Annotated in this window: 15 protein-coding genes; 11 read left to right on the top strand and 4 right to left on the bottom strand. The window is 64.2% G+C overall.

The genetic code is table 11. The annotated features are described in order from the left end of the window. Nucleotides 1-12 precede the first annotated feature (12 nt). From DPM33_RS27855 to DPM33_RS27830, 6 genes are all read left to right on the top strand, one after another. Nucleotides 13-204: a twin transmembrane helix small protein gene (locus DPM33_RS27855; RefSeq protein WP_112100614.1), complete on the top strand. Its 192-nt coding sequence runs from the start codon at nt 13-15 to the stop codon at nt 202-204. Between the two features lie 21 nt (nt 205-225). Then, nucleotides 226-807 (top strand): cob(I)yrinic acid a,c-diamide adenosyltransferase, encoded by a 582-nt coding sequence (locus DPM33_RS27850; protein ID WP_112100613.1) that lies wholly within the window; start codon nt 226-228, stop codon nt 805-807. Between the two features lie 21 nt (nt 808-828). Further along, entirely contained in the window at nt 829-1638 is an 810-nt protein-coding gene (locus DPM33_RS27845; RefSeq protein WP_112100612.1) for a rhomboid family intramembrane serine protease, read from the top strand. 161 nt (nt 1639-1799) lie between these two features. Next, complete coding sequence (locus tag DPM33_RS27840) at nt 1800-2549, top strand: electron transfer flavoprotein subunit beta/FixA family protein (RefSeq protein ID WP_112100611.1); 750 nt, start codon at nt 1800-1802, stop codon at nt 2547-2549. Between the two features lie 24 nt (nt 2550-2573). Then, entirely contained in the window at nt 2574-3503 is a 930-nt protein-coding gene (locus DPM33_RS27835) for an electron transfer flavoprotein subunit alpha/FixB family protein (protein ID WP_112100610.1), read from the top strand. 203 nt (nt 3504-3706) lie between these two features. Next, on the top strand, nt 3707-4585 hold the full coding sequence (locus DPM33_RS27830; RefSeq protein WP_112100609.1) for a 3-hydroxybutyryl-CoA dehydrogenase: 879 nt from the start codon (nt 3707-3709) through the stop codon (nt 4583-4585). 35 nt (nt 4586-4620) lie between these two features. Here DPM33_RS27830 and DPM33_RS27825 read toward each other — a convergent pair whose 3' ends face one another. The 4 genes from DPM33_RS27825 to DPM33_RS27810 form a co-directional block, all read right to left on the bottom strand. Then, nucleotides 4621-6582, bottom strand: coding sequence for a PAS domain S-box protein (locus tag DPM33_RS27825; RefSeq protein ID WP_425373589.1), 1962 nt, complete (start codon nt 6580-6582; stop codon nt 4621-4623). Between the two features lie 152 nt (nt 6583-6734). Beyond that, complete coding sequence (locus DPM33_RS27820) at nt 6735-7373, bottom strand: NrsF family protein (RefSeq protein ID WP_112100607.1); 639 nt, start codon at nt 7371-7373, stop codon at nt 6735-6737. 1 nt (nt 7374) lies between these two features. After that, complete coding sequence (locus DPM33_RS27815; RefSeq protein WP_112100606.1) at nt 7375-7911, bottom strand: sigma-70 family RNA polymerase sigma factor; 537 nt, start codon at nt 7909-7911, stop codon at nt 7375-7377. A gap of 109 nt (nt 7912-8020) precedes the next feature. Next, nucleotides 8021-9040 (bottom strand): hypothetical protein, encoded by a 1020-nt coding sequence (locus tag DPM33_RS27810; protein ID WP_112100605.1) that lies wholly within the window; start codon nt 9038-9040, stop codon nt 8021-8023. Between the two features lie 89 nt (nt 9041-9129). Here DPM33_RS27810 and DPM33_RS27805 point away from each other — a divergent pair, with 89 nt between their 5' ends. The 5 genes from DPM33_RS27805 to DPM33_RS27785 all read left to right on the top strand — a co-directional run bounded on the left by DPM33_RS27805 (nt 9130) and on the right by DPM33_RS27785 (nt 14999). Next, complete coding sequence (locus tag DPM33_RS27805; RefSeq protein ID WP_112100604.1) at nt 9130-9801, top strand: N-acetyltransferase; 672 nt, start codon at nt 9130-9132, stop codon at nt 9799-9801. Continuing rightward, on the top strand, nt 9801-11018 hold the full coding sequence (locus DPM33_RS27800) for a cytochrome P450 (RefSeq protein WP_112100603.1): 1218 nt from the start codon (nt 9801-9803) through the stop codon (nt 11016-11018). Before DPM33_RS27805 ends, DPM33_RS27800 begins: the two co-directional genes overlap by 1 nt. Nucleotides 11019-11164: 146 nt before the next feature. After that, entirely contained in the window at nt 11165-12169 is a 1005-nt protein-coding gene (locus DPM33_RS27795) for an iron ABC transporter substrate-binding protein (RefSeq protein WP_112100602.1), read from the top strand. 176 nt (nt 12170-12345) lie between these two features. Next, the gene (locus tag DPM33_RS27790; RefSeq protein ID WP_112100601.1) at nt 12346-13920 is read left to right on the top strand and encodes an ABC transporter permease; all 1575 of its coding nucleotides are present in this window, start codon (nt 12346-12348) and stop codon (nt 13918-13920) included. Then, nucleotides 13917-14999, top strand: a complete 1083-nt coding sequence (locus tag DPM33_RS27785; protein WP_112100600.1) for an ABC transporter ATP-binding protein — start codon at nt 13917-13919, stop codon at nt 14997-14999. Before DPM33_RS27790 ends, DPM33_RS27785 begins: the two co-directional genes overlap by 4 nt. Nucleotides 15000-15009: the final 10 nt, after the last annotated feature.

Genomic DNA, 15009 nt, shown 5'->3' with positions numbered 1-15009 from the left:
GGAGCCAGCCAGATGGTCATCGTCTTGAAGATCCTCGCCGTCATCGCGATGGCCGCCGTGCTGATCGTGCTGGTCCGCGGCCTGATCAACATGATGCGCGGCGGCGACGGCGTTACCTCGAACAAGCTGATGCAGGCGCGCGTCATGCTGCAGGCCGTCGCCTTGGCGCTGCTGTTGCTGGTGGTCTATTTCACGCGCAAGTAGCGGGTCTTTTTCGGGGACGTCATGGTCAAGCTCAACAAGATCTACACCCGCACCGGCGATGACGGCACGACAGGGCTGGGCACCGGCGAACGGCGGCTGAAATCCGACCTACGCGTCGATGCCTACGGCACCGTCGACGAGGCCAATGCCTGCATCGGCATGGCCCGCATCCACACCGCCGGTGCGCATCCTGCGATCGATGCCATGCTGTCGCGCATCCAGAACGACCTTTTCGACCTCGGAGCCGACCTCGCCGTACCGGACGGCGGCAAGCCATTGGACTATGAGCCGCTGCGCATCGTCGCCGCGCAGACCGACCGCGTCGAGCACGACATCGACGTCCTCAACAAGGACCTGCAGCCGCTGAAATCCTTTGTGCTCAACGGCGGCACACCGGCCGCCGCGGCGCTCCATCTGGCCCGCACCGTGGCGCGCCGCGCCGAGCGCCTGATGGTGGCGCTGGCACAAGATCCGGCCGAGCATGTCAACCGCGAGGCGCTGAAATACATCAACCGTGTCTCGGATTTCCTGTTCGTCGCCGCCCGTGCCGTCAATGACAATGGAAACACCGACGTGCTATGGGTTCCCGGCAAGAACCGCTGACTGCAGAAGCGGAAGGATCCAATGTTCATCCCGCTTTACGACACCAACAGGCTGCGTCACATCCGCCTGCAATATGTGACGATCGGCCTTATCGTGGCCAACGCGCTTGTCTTCCTGGCGACCACGATCGGTGGCGAGAATTTCACCAATGCGGCGGTGCTCGGCCTCGGCTTCATCCCCTCGGTGGTTCATGACAAGGCCGAACTGTCGCCCGAATTCGTCGTCATTCCCGAGAGCCTCAGCTACCTCACCTATTCCTTCCTGCACGCCGACATCTTCCATCTCGGCGGCAACATGCTGTTCCTGTGGGTGTTCGGCGACAATGTCGAGGACGCGCTCGGCCACATCCGCTATCTGATCTTCTATCTAGCCTGCGCCGTCGCCGGCGCCTTCTTCCAGGGGCTGGTGGCCTGGGATTCGGAAACGCCGCTGATCGGCGCGTCCGGCGCCATCGCCGGCGTCGTCGCCGCCTATCTGATCCTCTATCCGCGCGTGAAAGTCTGGGTGCTGGCCTTTGCCCGCATTCCGCTGCGCATCCCGGCCTTCATCCCGCTGATCCTGTGGATCCTGTTCCAGGTCGTGATGTTTGCCTCCGGTGGCGAGAACCAGATCTCCTGGGCCTGCCATATCGGCGGCATCATCGCCGGATTGATCCTGGTGCTGGTGCTGCGCAGCCGCGGCGTGCCGCTGCTGGCCGGCGCCGACGGCGAGCCGGACCCGACGCCGAACGTCCAGCAGCCGCCGGTTCCCGTCGAGCCGGCCGCGAATGACCGCGCCTCGGCGCAGCCGGCGTCGCAATGGGGCCGTGGAGCGGCAACGCCCAGGGACTGAACCGATTTGGGTGCGTCGTGGGATATTGACGCGCCGATTTGCCGCCACTACGGAAACGGCACCGTTGGGCGGATATTCCGCCCGTAATGTCGGCTTTCGACAACTCTGACAGGGCGCACGCTGCTATAGCGCCCCGACTATCTCAGGAGAGGTGACAGGAAATGAAGATCCTTGTGCCCGTGAAGCGGGTTGTGGATGCTAACGTCAAGGTCCGGGTGAAAGCCGACGGGCTGGGCGTCGAGCTTGCCAACGTCAAGATGGCGATGAACCCGTTCGACGAGATCGCGGTCGAGGAAGCGATCCGCATCAAGGAAGCCGGCAAGGCGGAAGAGATCATCGTCGTTTCGATCGGTCCGCAGCAGGCGCAGGAGACGCTGCGCACCGCGCTCGCCATGGGCGCCGACCGCGCCATCCTGGTCAAGACCGACGAGCAGACCGAGCCGCTGGGCGTCGCCAAGGTGCTGAAGGGCGTGGTCGACGCCGAAAAGCCCGGCCTGGTGATCCTCGGCAAGCAGGCGATCGACGACGATTCGAACCAGACCGGCCAGATGCTGGCGGCGCTGCTGGGCTGGGCCCAGGGCACTTTCGCTTCGAAGATCGAACTCGCCGGCGACAAGGCCAAGGTGACGCGCGAGGTCGACGGCGGCCTGCAGACGGTCGAGCTGAAGATGCCGGTGATCGTCACCGCCGACCTTCGCCTCAACCAGCCGCGCTATGCCTCGCTGCCCAACATCATGAAGGCCAAGAAGAAGCCGCTCGACGAGAAGAGCCCGGCCGACTACGGCGCCGACGTCAAGCCGCGTCTCAAGGTGGTCAAGACCGAGGAGCCGAGCGGCCGCAAGGCGGGCGTCAAGGTCAAGAGCGTCGCCGAGTTGGTCGAGAAGCTCAAGAACGAAGCCGGCGTACTCTAAGGCGATCGGGAAAGGATCAAGAAAATGGCAATTCTCCTCATCGCTGAACACGACAATGCGAGCCTTTCCGATCAGACCGCCAAGGCGCTGTCGGCGGCTCTTCAGATCGGCTCGGATGTCGACGTGCTTGTCGCCGGCAAGGGCGCCAAGGGCGCGGCCGACGCCGCCGCCAAGCTGAAGGGCGTGCGCAAGGTGCTTCTGGCCGAAGCGGACGAGCTTTCGGAACGTCTCGCCGAGCCGACGGCGGCTCTCGTGGTGTCGCTTGCGGGTAGCTACGACACGATCGTCGCGCCGGCGACCTCCGCCGGCAAGAACATCGCGCCGCGCGTGGCCGCCCTGCTCGACGTCGCCCAGGTCTCGGAGATCATCGAAGTGGTCTCGCCCGACACCTTCAAGCGGCCGATCTATGCCGGCAACGCCATCCAGACCGTGCAGTCGACCGACGCCAAGAAGGTCATCACGGTGCGCACCGCTTCCTTCTCGGCAGCGCCGGAAGGCGGTTCGGCCTCGGTGGAAACGGCCAACGCCGCCGCCAATCCTGGCCTCTCGTCCTTCGTCGAGAACAAGCTTTCCGAGAACGATCGTCCGGAACTGACCTCGGCCAAGATCATCATCTCGGGTGGCCGCGCGCTGGGTTCCTCGGAGAAATTCCAGGAAGTCATCCTGCCGGTTGCCGACAAGCTCGGCGCAGCGGTCGGCGCCTCGCGCGCCGCGGTCGATGCCGGCTATGCGCCGAACGACTGGCAGGTCGGCCAGACCGGCAAGGTGGTCGCTCCCGACCTCTACATCGCCGTCGGCATCTCCGGCGCCATCCAGCACCTGGCCGGCATGAAGGATTCGAAGGTCATCGTCGCCATCAACAAGGACGAGGAAGCCCCGATCTTCCAGGTTGCCGACTATGGTCTCGTCGGCGATCTCTTCGTCATCCTGCCGGAGCTGCAAAAGGCGCTTTGACGCCGTCCGTTCTGGCATATTAAAATCCGAAGGGTGGGGTAGACGAAGTCGCCCCGCCCTTTTAGTTTGCACTGCACAAAAAGCGGGCCATCAAGGCCTGAAAGCTATTCCGGCGGTTTTGCATCCGGATTGCGGAAAATAAACAGACAGGAGCATCTTTCCCGCTTCACGGAAGCGGAAACGCTCCAGACGGGATCGGGGTAATGAGCAAGATCGAGACGATCGGCATTGTCGGCGCGGGTCAAATGGGCGGCGGTATTGCCCATGTCTCGGCGCTGGGTGGCTACAAGGTCCTGATTCACGACGTGTCGCCCGACCGGATCGAGAAGGGCATCGCCACCATCAGCGGCAACATGGCCCGCCAGGTCGGCTCCGGCAAGCTCGAGGAAAAGGCGCGCAACGACGCGATGGCGCGCATCTCGGCCGCCCCGGCCATGGCCGACCTCGCTGCCGCCGACCTGGTGATCGAGGCGGCGACCGAAGACGAGACGGTCAAGCGCAAGATCTATGCGCAGCTCTGCCCGCAGCTCAATCCGGAAGCGATCCTGGCCACCAACACCTCGTCGATCTCGATCACCCGGCTCGCCGCGCAGACCGACCGCCCAGAGCGCTTCATCGGCATTCACTTCATGAACCCGGTGCCGGTGATGAAGCTGGTCGAGCTGGTGCGCGGCATCGCCACCGAGGACCAGACCTTCGAGGCGGCCAAGAATTACGTGAAGCACCTCGACAAGACGATCACCGTCTCGGAGGATTTCCCGGCCTTCATCGTCAACCGCATCCTTTTGCCGATGATCAACGAGGCGATCTACACGCTTTATGAGGGCGTCGGCACGGTCGATGCCATCGACACCGCCATGCGGCTCGGCGCCAACCATCCGATGGGCCCGCTGCAACTCGCCGACTTCATCGGCCTCGACACCTGCCTGTCGATCATGCAGGTGCTGCACGAGGGCCTGTCGGACTCGAAATACCGCCCCTGCCCCCTGCTGGTGAAATATGTCGAGGCCGGCTGGCTCGGCCGCAAGACCGGCCGCGGCTTCTACGACTATCGCGGCGAACATCCGGTGCCGACGCGCTGAGTCAGCATTGAAGGCTTTCTATCTCGGCTGACGGCTCACGAGGCCGCCGCAAGCGGCGTCTGTGCCATCTCGTCCCTGACATCCTCGTCCGGTGCGGCGGAAACGCAACCGCGGCCTGCGGCCTTGGCGGCGTAGCAGGCGGCGTCGGCCCGGGCGATGATCTCGTCCACTTCGCCGCAACCGGCGCGGATCGGCGCAAGCCCGATGCTGGCGCCGATCGAATGCGGGCGCCCGTCCCAGTTGAAGTTGAGATTGCGGATGGCATCGATGATCGAGCGCGCCGCGACCGGCCCGCGCGCCGCGGCGCCCGCTTTGAGGATGACCGCGAACTCGTCGCCGCCGAGCCGGGCGACGACGTCTTCTTGACCCAACACATTGCGCAAGGTGTCGGCCACGCGTTTGAGCAGCGCGTCGCCTGCGGCATGGCCACCGGTGTCGTTGACGGCCTTGAAGTGGTCGAGGTCGACGAACATGAACTGATGCTCGCCGCCATTGAGGCGGCATTGGTCAACCAGCTCCTCCATGGTGCGGATGAAACTCGAGCGGTTGGCGAGCCCGGTCAGCGCGTCATGCGCGGCGGCGTAGGCCAGCTGGCGCTGCAGGGCGCGCGCGTCGGTGAAATCCTGGAAGACGATGACAAGGCCGCAGAACTCGTCACGGTCGTTCATGATCGGCGACACCACCTGGCGGATGCTGCAGCGTGTGTCGTCGCGCCGCACGAGCACCGCGCGCGTGTTCTGGTCGCAGGAAGGCCGCTCGCTCGCCGAAGGGCGCGTCAGGCCGATCCGCTGCCCGCTTTCCTCGTCGACCGCCCAGTAGACATGGCCGAGCACCTTGCCGAGCGCCTCGCCGACGGCAATGCCGGTCAGCCTTTCGGCAACCGGATTCATGAAAGTGATGCGGTTGGCGGCATCGGTGCAGATCACCGCGTCGCCGATCGACTGCAGCGTCACCCTCAGACGTTCCTTCTCGTCGGCCAGCATCGCCGCCGAAACCATCAGCCGCGCTTCGGCCTCCTTGCGCTCGGTGATGTCGGTCAGGCTGCCGATGGCCCGGATCAGCCGGCCCTCCGCGTCGCGCTCGATCGTCTTGCCGCGGTCGAGGATCCAGACCCAGTGGCCGTCCTTGTGCCGCATCCGGAACTCGGCTTCGAAAAAGGGCGTCTCGCCGGCGAGATGCGCGCGATCCGCCTCGGCGACGCGTCCCCGATCGTCGGGATGGATCATGGTCAGCCAGCGCTCGGGGTCGCCGTCGAGCTCGCCGTCGGCATAGCCCAGCATTTTCACCCAGGTTTCGGAATAGGTGGTGCCGCCCTTGCGCATATCGAGGCTCCAGACGCCCTGGCCGGTGCTGGTGAGCGCGAAATTCCACCGGGTCTCGGCCTCGGCTATGCGCGCCTCCGCTTGCTTGCGCGCGTCGATGTCCTCGATCTGCGACACCAGATAAAGCGGCTTGCCGGTGTCTTCGTCGAGGATGACCGACCCGGCAAGCTGCGCCCAGACCGGGGTCCCGTCCTTCCTGAGGTAGCGCTTTTCGAAATGGTAGGAGCTGATCTTGCCTTCCCTCACGTTCAGCATCGTCTCGCGGCCGATCAGAAGGTCGTCCGGATGCGTGATCTGCGGGAAGGTCAACGCCTCGATTTCCGCGCGGGTGTAACCCAGCATGGCGGCGAAGGCGGGGTTGGCCTGCTGGATGCGCCCGTCGAGCCCGACGATGGCGACGCCGATCGCCGAATCCTCCATGGCGCGGCGGAAGCGCTGCTCGCTCTCGGCGATCTGCCGCCGGTCATCGACGATGCGGTGAATGAAGAATGCCGACAAGAACAGCGTCGCGGCCGTGATGGCGACGGAAATTTGCAGGCAGAGCTTCAGCGCGTCGGCGCCAAACTCGAGGCGCGGCAACAGGATCGAAGCGACGGTGGCAACCCCCCCGACCGCCAGCAGAGCCTGCGCGGCGTGCCCGTCGGCACGAAGCCCTTTCCAGTTCAACCACGACACAATGCGATCCCACCCAATGCGCAACTGCACGTTGCCACAACCCTGGCGGATCGATTTTAAGGAATGGTTGCGTGAAAGGCTGCGATCCATCCGCTAACCGGCAAACAATTACCGCCATGATTAAGGGACTGTTTCGAAAATCGCCGCGGCGGCTACCAGCGCACGAAAAGCCGCCCGCCGATGGCCCCGAGCAAGGTGAGGAAAGCGATCGCGATCGTATACCAGGTGGCGACGAAGAGCGGCGAATCGTCGAAGCAATGCGCGGCATAGAAGGTGGCCGCAAGCCCGCCCGCGAGCAGGCCGGCAACCGCGCCCGCGAGCACCGGCCGCGTCGGCGCGCCGTAGCGCAGCATGCCGAGGAAGACCGCAAGCGGGCCGATGCCGATCAACGGGATGAAACTCATGCAGATCATCATGTTCGAGCCGACGAGTCGCTTGCCCCAATCGGCCTGGGTCACGACGAAAAGCTCCAGAACCACCGCCAGCACGACCAGCACTGGCGCTGCGATCATCCAGGCCATCGCCCGCCTGGTCGAAGCGCCCGGCATCGACAGCACACGAATCAGCGCGAAGGCGCTGGCCACAAGCGCCAGCGTGAACACGAACTTCGACATGAAGCGCATCGTATGCATGGCCGGCATGATGTCGGGACGCGGCCCGATGGTCGCCAAGAAGACCGTAGCCGCGATCGCCACGGCCACGCCGACCGCCAGCCACCAGGCCTTGCCGAGCGGCATCGCCTTGTCGCGGGCATCGGCGTCGAGCGCCTTGATGAGATCCTCTGTCCTCATGTCACTGTCGCCCAAATCGTTTGGCGATCGCGGCCAGGCCGCGATGCAACGACACGCGGACCGCCGTCTCGCTGACACCGAGCTTGGCGGCAGTCTCGCCGATCGAATGGCCGTCGACCGAGATCGAGGAGACGACTGAACGCTGCGTCGGCGGCAGTCCGTCGAGCGCGCGGTTTATGTCGCGCTCGCTGATCGTTTCGGTCTCCGGCTCGGCGAAGGTTTCGGCGATCTCGTCGATCTCGACCTCGATGCGGCGACCGCGACGGCGAAACGCGTCGATCAGCTTGAAGCGGGCAATCGCATAGACCCATGGCAGCACCGGCGCATCCGGGCGCCAGGTGTGACGTTTGACGTGAATCGCCAGCAAGGTTTCCTGCACGACATCCTCGGGGTCGACCCCGCCCTGAACGATCTTGCGCCGGGCAAAACCGCGAACGAGAGCGGCTATGCGGTGCAGAAAGTCGGCATAAGCCCTTTCGTCTCCCGCGATCGCGGCCTTGAGCAGCCGGGACAGCTCTGCCTCGTCCTTGCCGGTCACAAGAGTTTACCCCCGAAGTTCGCGTCTCGGCGCTGGTTTGTTACGTGGCCGACGAAATAATGTCCAAGCCAAACTGCCGCCAAATCACGAAAGTTTGTCGGTGCTCACGTCACTCTTTGGAACCCAGCGCGGCGTCCCGGATGAATTTCAGGCCCTTGCGGAAAAAGAGCTTCCTGCGCCTTTTCCGGTAATGGTGCCGCAAGCGTTGAAGTATCTGCGAATGCAAAGCCTCGACCGCATCGTTGGACGCAGAATCTCTCGCACATGGCAACGCGAGCAACGCGTCCGCATGCATATTGGCATAAGGCATCGGATCGTAAGTGTCGAATGGCGTCGGCGGATAGCTCAGCACGGTCGGGTTGGTGTTGATCTCGAAAACCTGAATCCGGCCATCGATCAGGGTATAATCGATCCGGCCGTAGGTGATTGCCGCCTTGTCGAAGAGCGGCATGAGCGCAGGGCCATGCGGGTTGTCGCGGATATAGATCAGGTGTTCCTGCCGCACGGCCTGCGGCAGGCCGCGCCCCGGATCCTTGATGAACCAGTCTTTCTTGGCAAAGCAATGCTGGGCGTAAGTGCGTTCGCCAACGCGGTAAGCGGCATATTTTCGGAACAGCCCGTCTGGTCCGGGCTTCGATCCGAATTCGACGACCATCGGGCGGACGAAACCCATCGATGGCAAGCGGGAAAGCGCCTCATCCAGCTCGCTCCGGTCTCGCAGCAGCATCGGTTCCCGATAGGCGGCGCCGGTCTCATCGCGCACAAAGGCAGGGAACCGGATGTCGTCTGGCAGCGAGTCGGGCCGGTAAGCGCGAAAATCGTTGATCCCTTCCGCGGAGAATTTACGCAGCAACTCAAAGCGCTGCAGGCTCGTTCTTGGATCATTGAGCTGCAGGACACCCGGCTGCTCGACGCGGATCCTGCGGCTGATCTCCGATGCCGTCTCGATTTCGGCGTCGTTCAGCCGATCCATGTCGGTCCAGATCACCGTCCCGCATGAAATCGAACACAGACGCGCCGCGTCGTCGTACGGAACAAGCCGAAGGAAGCGCTGCAAATCCTTGCGGTAGTAAAGCATCAGGCTTGCCTGCGTGTACGCATGCAGCCCATGGCAGATATAGAAGATCATAACGAAACCCACCCGGCCCACACTTGCCCGACCGGCTGGCAAAAGAAAACCTCATATTTTATCGGTAAGTGAGAGGCGGCACCTTTAGGATGAAGGAAATCAGATTTTTTAGGCTTGGAACCGACGATGTGGCACCCATTGCGGCGATGGAAACGGCCGCCTGGGGACCGCTCGGCGCCAGCGAGAGGACAATCCGCCGCCGTTTTTCGCTCGGGCACACAATGATCGGAGCGGGCGTCGATGATGTCGTTGCAGGAGCGATATGCTTCGCGGAGACGACCGATGATCCGCATGACACGGCAAAGTTCCCGAAGTCGTTCGCGGACTATTCCTCCATGCCGACAAGCGCGCCCGCGCTGTCGCTTTACGTCTACAATCTCGGCATTCGGCCGGAATTCCGCGGCACCAACATGGCGCGCGGCCTGCTTCGCGAGATGATCGAGTACGGGCGACGTGTAGGAGCCCGGTGGGTGGTTGGCGACGGCAGATGCCCATCCTATGCCGGAGTTCAGGATGGAACGCCCGACAAAGTCCTGCGTGACGAAGAGTTCCGACAAACGATAGACAGTTGGCACCGTACCGGCAAAATACCGTCGACCCGCGCGATCACTCGCGATCCGCTGCTCAAGTTCTACCGTCGGCTGCTTGATTGCGAGTTCTTGCATCTCGCGCCCGATTTTTTGCCCGAAGATGTTGCCTCAGGCGGATATCGGGTCATCTTCGCCAAAGATATTTCGCAAGGCGGCGCTCAGCTTATCTGATGGCAGGACTTTTTGATCCTTTCGATCTCGGCGACGATCCGTTTCCTGAGTTCGCTCGCCGGCGCGATGCCGGGGGCGGCAGCTGGGGCAAACCTCCTTATCCAGAGGTCGGCGAGGCGTTCTACGTGTTCAGCCATGCGCTTGTGTCGCAGGCCTTGAAACACCCCTTGCTGTTGCAGGCGCCGCCCGGCGCCTATCAGGAAGTCAGGCGGAAGATCAGCGCCAATCCGGCGTTGGATCTTTTGACCCGCTCCATTCTTTTGTCCGATCCGCCGCGACACATGAACTTGCGCCGCCCGCTTGCTGGTTCGCTGACGTTTGCCGCCGGCAGGGGGCTGTTCGACCAGCTTGCGTCCAGGGCATCCGCGTTGACGCAAGCCGCTGTTGAAAAACCGGAATTCGACGCGATCGTCGACATAGGCCTGCCACTCGCTTTTTCGGGCCTGGAGCGTATCCTGGGCATCGACATCGATGATCCATGGCGCATCGGCTACGATGCGAAGCTCATGGCCGATGCCCTGGACATGAGGATCGGCGGCATAAATGAGGATGCCAACGAGGCTTGCCGCCGACTGGAGGCGTGGGTTTCGCGCGCGATAGAAAGCGGTGCCGTGCGCCCAAACGGCATTTCGGCCCAGATGCTTGCCGAGGTCGACGCCGGTCGGTGGCGCAGAGACGATGCCGTTGCAAACATCGTGTTCCTGCTCTTTGCCGGGCAGGCGACGGTCGTGGATACGTTCGGCAATGCGCTGGTTGCGTTGGCAAATGCTCCGGGGCAGCTGTCGTTGCTTGAACAAGGGGAGGTCAGTTGGTCGACGGCAGCCGAGGAACTGCTTCGGTTCTGCTCGCCGGTCCAATATGCCGGAGCGCGTATCGCGGCGGAAGATTTGCCGTTTGGTGGCGTAACCATAAAGGCTGGTCAGGCTGTCGTGCCCGTTCTTGCGAGCGCCAATCGAGACATTTCCGTATTTCCAGCCGGCGATCGGCTGGATCTGCAAGCCGGCATTTCATCGGCCCTTGCATTCGGCACCGGACTTCACGCCTGCCTTGGTCAGCACGTTGCCCGGGTGGAACTGGCGGCACTGCTGGAGGCTCTGTTCACCTCGGCCAAAGGCTGGCACCTGGATACTTCCAGGATTTTGCGGCGGCATTCCGTGCTTTTCCACGGCCTTCAAACCGCCCCAATGATCCGACGGATCGATCAGCCATTCGCTTGAATTCGGCGGTCTTTTCATTTCTACCGGCAGATCCGTGGAATTATCCGCCCGCTCACGACGTCGTGCGTTCACAGAAACAATGTTGACTATCATAGTCATGTATCGATAAGTGGGCTCGCACCCACCCAGATCGAGGACGACGCCCCATGAAAATTGCCCTTTCCACGCTTGCCGGCGCCGCGCTGGCGCTCGGCCTGATCTCCGGCCCGGCCATGGCCGAGGATCAAGGGATCGTCGTCTACAATGCCCAGCATGAGAGCCTCGCCAAGGAATGGGCGAACGGCTTCACCAAGGAAACCGGCATCAAGGTCACGCTGCGCAACGGCGGCGACAGCGACTTCTCCAACCAGATCGTCGCCGAGGGCACGGCCTCGCCGGCCGACGTTTTCCTGACCGAGAACTCGCCCGCCATGGCGCTCGTCGAGGCAGCCGGCCTGTTCGCGCCGGTCGATGCCGATACGCTCGCCCAGGTGCCACAGGAATACCAGCCGTCGAGCGGCAAGTGGGTCGGTGTCGCCGCCCGCAGCACCGTCTTTGCCTACAACAAGGACAAGCTCAAGGAAGACCAGTTGCCGAAGTCGCTGCTCGACCTCGCCGATCCGAGCTGGAAGGGCCGCTGGGCCGCCTCGCCGTCCGGCGCGGACTTCCAGGCTATCGTCAGCGCCCTGCTGCAGATCAAGGGCGAAGCCGCCACCGCCGACTGGCTGAAGGCGATGAAGGCGAATTTCACCGCTTACAAGGGCAACAGCACCGTGATGAAGGCGGTCAATGCCGGCGAGATCGAAGGCGGCGTGATCTACCACTATTACTGGTTCGGCGATCAGGCCAAGACCGGCGAAAACAGCAAGAATGTCGGCCTGCACTATTTCAAGAACCAAGACCCGGGCGCCTTCGTTTCGGTCTCCGGCGGCGGCGTGCTGGCCTCCAGCAAGCATCCGAAGGAAGCCCAGGCTTTCCTGAAGTGGGTGACCGGCAAGGGCGGCCAGAACGTGCTGAAGACCGGCACCTCCTATGAATACGCGGTCGGCAAGGGCGCCGAATCCAACCCGAAGCTGGTGCCGCTGGCCGACCTGCAGGCGCCGAAAGTCGACCCGGCGACGCTGAACTCCAAGAAGGTCATCGACCTGATGACGCAAGCCGGCTTGCTTTAGTTCGCGTTCGTCCTAAAAGGGCGAACGACCGTGCTCCCGCGCGAATTCGCTTTCCGCGGGAGCGGTTTTGTTTTGGAGATCGCCTCGTCGATGACGATCGACTGCGCCTCGAGCCGCCTGCGCGGCATATCGGATCGCCACTGCCATACGGCGTTGGCGACGCGACGGCGCGCCTGATGCAGTCGGCGATCGACATGGCGCCTGCAAGACTGCCGGCGGCCGGGATGAAGAAGCGCCGGTCGACGTCGTGGATCACGCTCGCCGCCGCCCTGATCTCGCTGACCGCGCTGCTGCCGCTTGCCTTCATCGTCTGGGTCGCGATCCAGACCGGCTGGGACACCGTAGTGGCGCTGATCTTCCGCGCGCGCGTCGGCGAACTGCTGGTCAACACCGTGCTCCTCGTCATCGTCGCCGTACCGATCGCCACCCTGTTGTCGGTGGCGCTGGCATGGCTGACCGAGCGCAGCGACCTGCCAGGCAATCGGCTGTGGTCGTGGCTGTCAGTCGCGCCGCTCGCCATTCCGGCTTTCGTGCACTCCTATGCCTGGATCAGCTTCGTGCCGGGCCTGCACGGGCTGTGGGCGGGCGTGCTGGTCTCCGTCATCGCCTATTTCCCGTTCCTCTATCTGCCGATCGCCGCCGCGCTGCGCCGGCTCGATCCGGCGCTGGAGGATGCCGCGGCGGCGCTTGGCCTCGGCCCGTGGCGGGTTTTCGCGCGCGTCGTGCTGCCGCAGCTGAGGCTCGCCATCTGCGGCGGCTCGCTGCTGGTCGGCCTGCATCTGCTCGCCGAATACGGCCTCTTTGTCTTCATCCGCTTCGACACTTTCACCACCGCGATCGTCGATCAGTTCCAGTCGACCTTCAACGGACCGGCCGCCAACATGCTGGCCGCGGTGCTCGTGGCCTGCTGCCTCTTCCTGCTCGTGCTCGAGGTGATGATCCGCGGCGAGGAACGCTATGCCCGCGTCGGCTCCGGCGCCGCGCGCAAGCAGCAACGCGCTCGCCTCGGCCGCTCCACTGTGCCCTGCCTGCTGTTGCCGGCGGGCGTCGCGCTGCTGTCGCTCGGCATCCCCTTCGTCACCATCAGCCGCTGGCTGTTCGCCGGCGGTGCCGATGTCTGGCGTTGGGACGAGATCAGCCTGGCGCTCGGCCAGACGCTCTTCCTCGCCATCGCCGGAGCGGTCCTTGCAACCATTGCCGCCATGCCGATGGCCTGGATCTCGATTCGCGCGCCGGGCCGGCTGCAGCGCCTGCTCGAAAGCTGCAACTATATCGTCGGCGCGCTGCCGGGCGTCGTCATCGCGCTGGCGCTGGTGACGATCACCGTGCGTGTCGCGCTGCCGCTCTACCAGACGCTGTTCACCATCCTGTTCGGCTATGCGCTGATGTTTTTGCCGCGCGCGCTGGTCAGCCTGCGCGCTTCGATCGCCCAGGCCCCAGTCGAGCTGGAACGCGCCGCTTCCAGCCTCGGCCGGCCGCCGGTCAAGGCGCTGTGGTCGACGACCATCCGCCTGTCGGCGCCGGGTGCGGCGGCCGGCATGGCGATGGTGGCGCTCGGCATCACCAACGAGCTCACCGCCACCCAGATGCTGGCGCCCAACGGCACCCGCACGCTTGCCATGGCCTTCTGGTCCTATAGCGGCGAGATCGACTACGCCTCCGCCGCGCCTTACGCGCTGATCATGGTGGCGATGTCATTGCCGATGACCTGGTGGCTCTACGTCCAGTCGAAACGGATGGCCGGACGATGAGCTTCCTCGAACTCAGCGGCGTGACGAAGAACTACGGCCCGGTGGCGGCGCTCGCCGGCGTCGACCTCCAGGTCGAAAGCGGCAGCCGCACCGCGATCGTCGGGCCATCCGGCTGCGGCAAGACCACCTTGTTGAGATTGATTGCCGGCTTCGAGGCGCCGGACCGCGGCCGCATTGCGCTCGACGGCAAGGTGCTCGCCAATGGCGGCGCCGCAGTGCCGGCGCATCGCCGCGGCATCGGCGTGGTGGCCCAGGACGGCGCCCTGTTCCCGCATCTCAGCATCGCCGACAATATCGGCTTCGGTATCGCCCGCAACGCCGACAGACGAGCCGAGCAAATCATCGAGCTCGCCTATATCGTCGGCTTGGACAAGGCGATCCTGAAACGCCGGCCGCACGAGCTCTCCGGCGGCCAGCAGCAACGCGTGGCGCTTGCCCGCGCCATGGCCATGAAGCCGCGGCTGATGCTGCTCGACGAGCCCTTCTCGGCGCTCGACACCGGGCTTCGCGCCTCGATGCGCAAGGCGGTGGCCGAGCTTCTGGAAGAGGCGGGCATCACCACCATCCTGGTCACCCACGACCAGGCCGAGGCCTTATCCTTCGCCAGTCAGGTGGCGGTGATGCGCGACGGGCTATTCTCGCAGGTCGGCACGCCGCGCGAGCTCTATTTCCAGCCCAGGGACAGGATGGTCGCCGAATTCCTCGGCGACGCCATCATCGTGCCGGCCAGGATCGCCGACGGCTTTGCCGAATCGCGGCTCGGCCGCATCGCCGTCGACACCAAGGAACGGCGCGATGTCGCGCGCATCATGCTCCGGCCCGAGCAGGTTATCCTCAAACTGACCTCGCGCGAAGGCATGTCGGGCACGCCGGACATGCTGTTCGGCGAAGTAACGGACTGCGAATTCGCCGGCTCGATCTGCACCGTCGCGGTGCGGCTGCTGAACAGCCCCGATCCGCCCGATGCGGCCGCGATCGGCAACACGCCGCTCATCCTGCGCAGGACCGGGATGGACGCGCCGGCGGTCGGCGAGATCGTGCGCCTCACCGTCACCGGCAAGGCGCATGTCTTTGCCTGAATGCGATAGC

Source organism: Mesorhizobium hawassense, assembly GCF_003289945.1.
Classification (GTDB): domain Bacteria; phylum Pseudomonadota; class Alphaproteobacteria; order Rhizobiales; family Rhizobiaceae; genus Mesorhizobium; species Mesorhizobium hawassense.
Note: the sequence above shows the minus strand (reverse complement) of the source record. Positions and strands in the feature narration are given on the sequence as shown.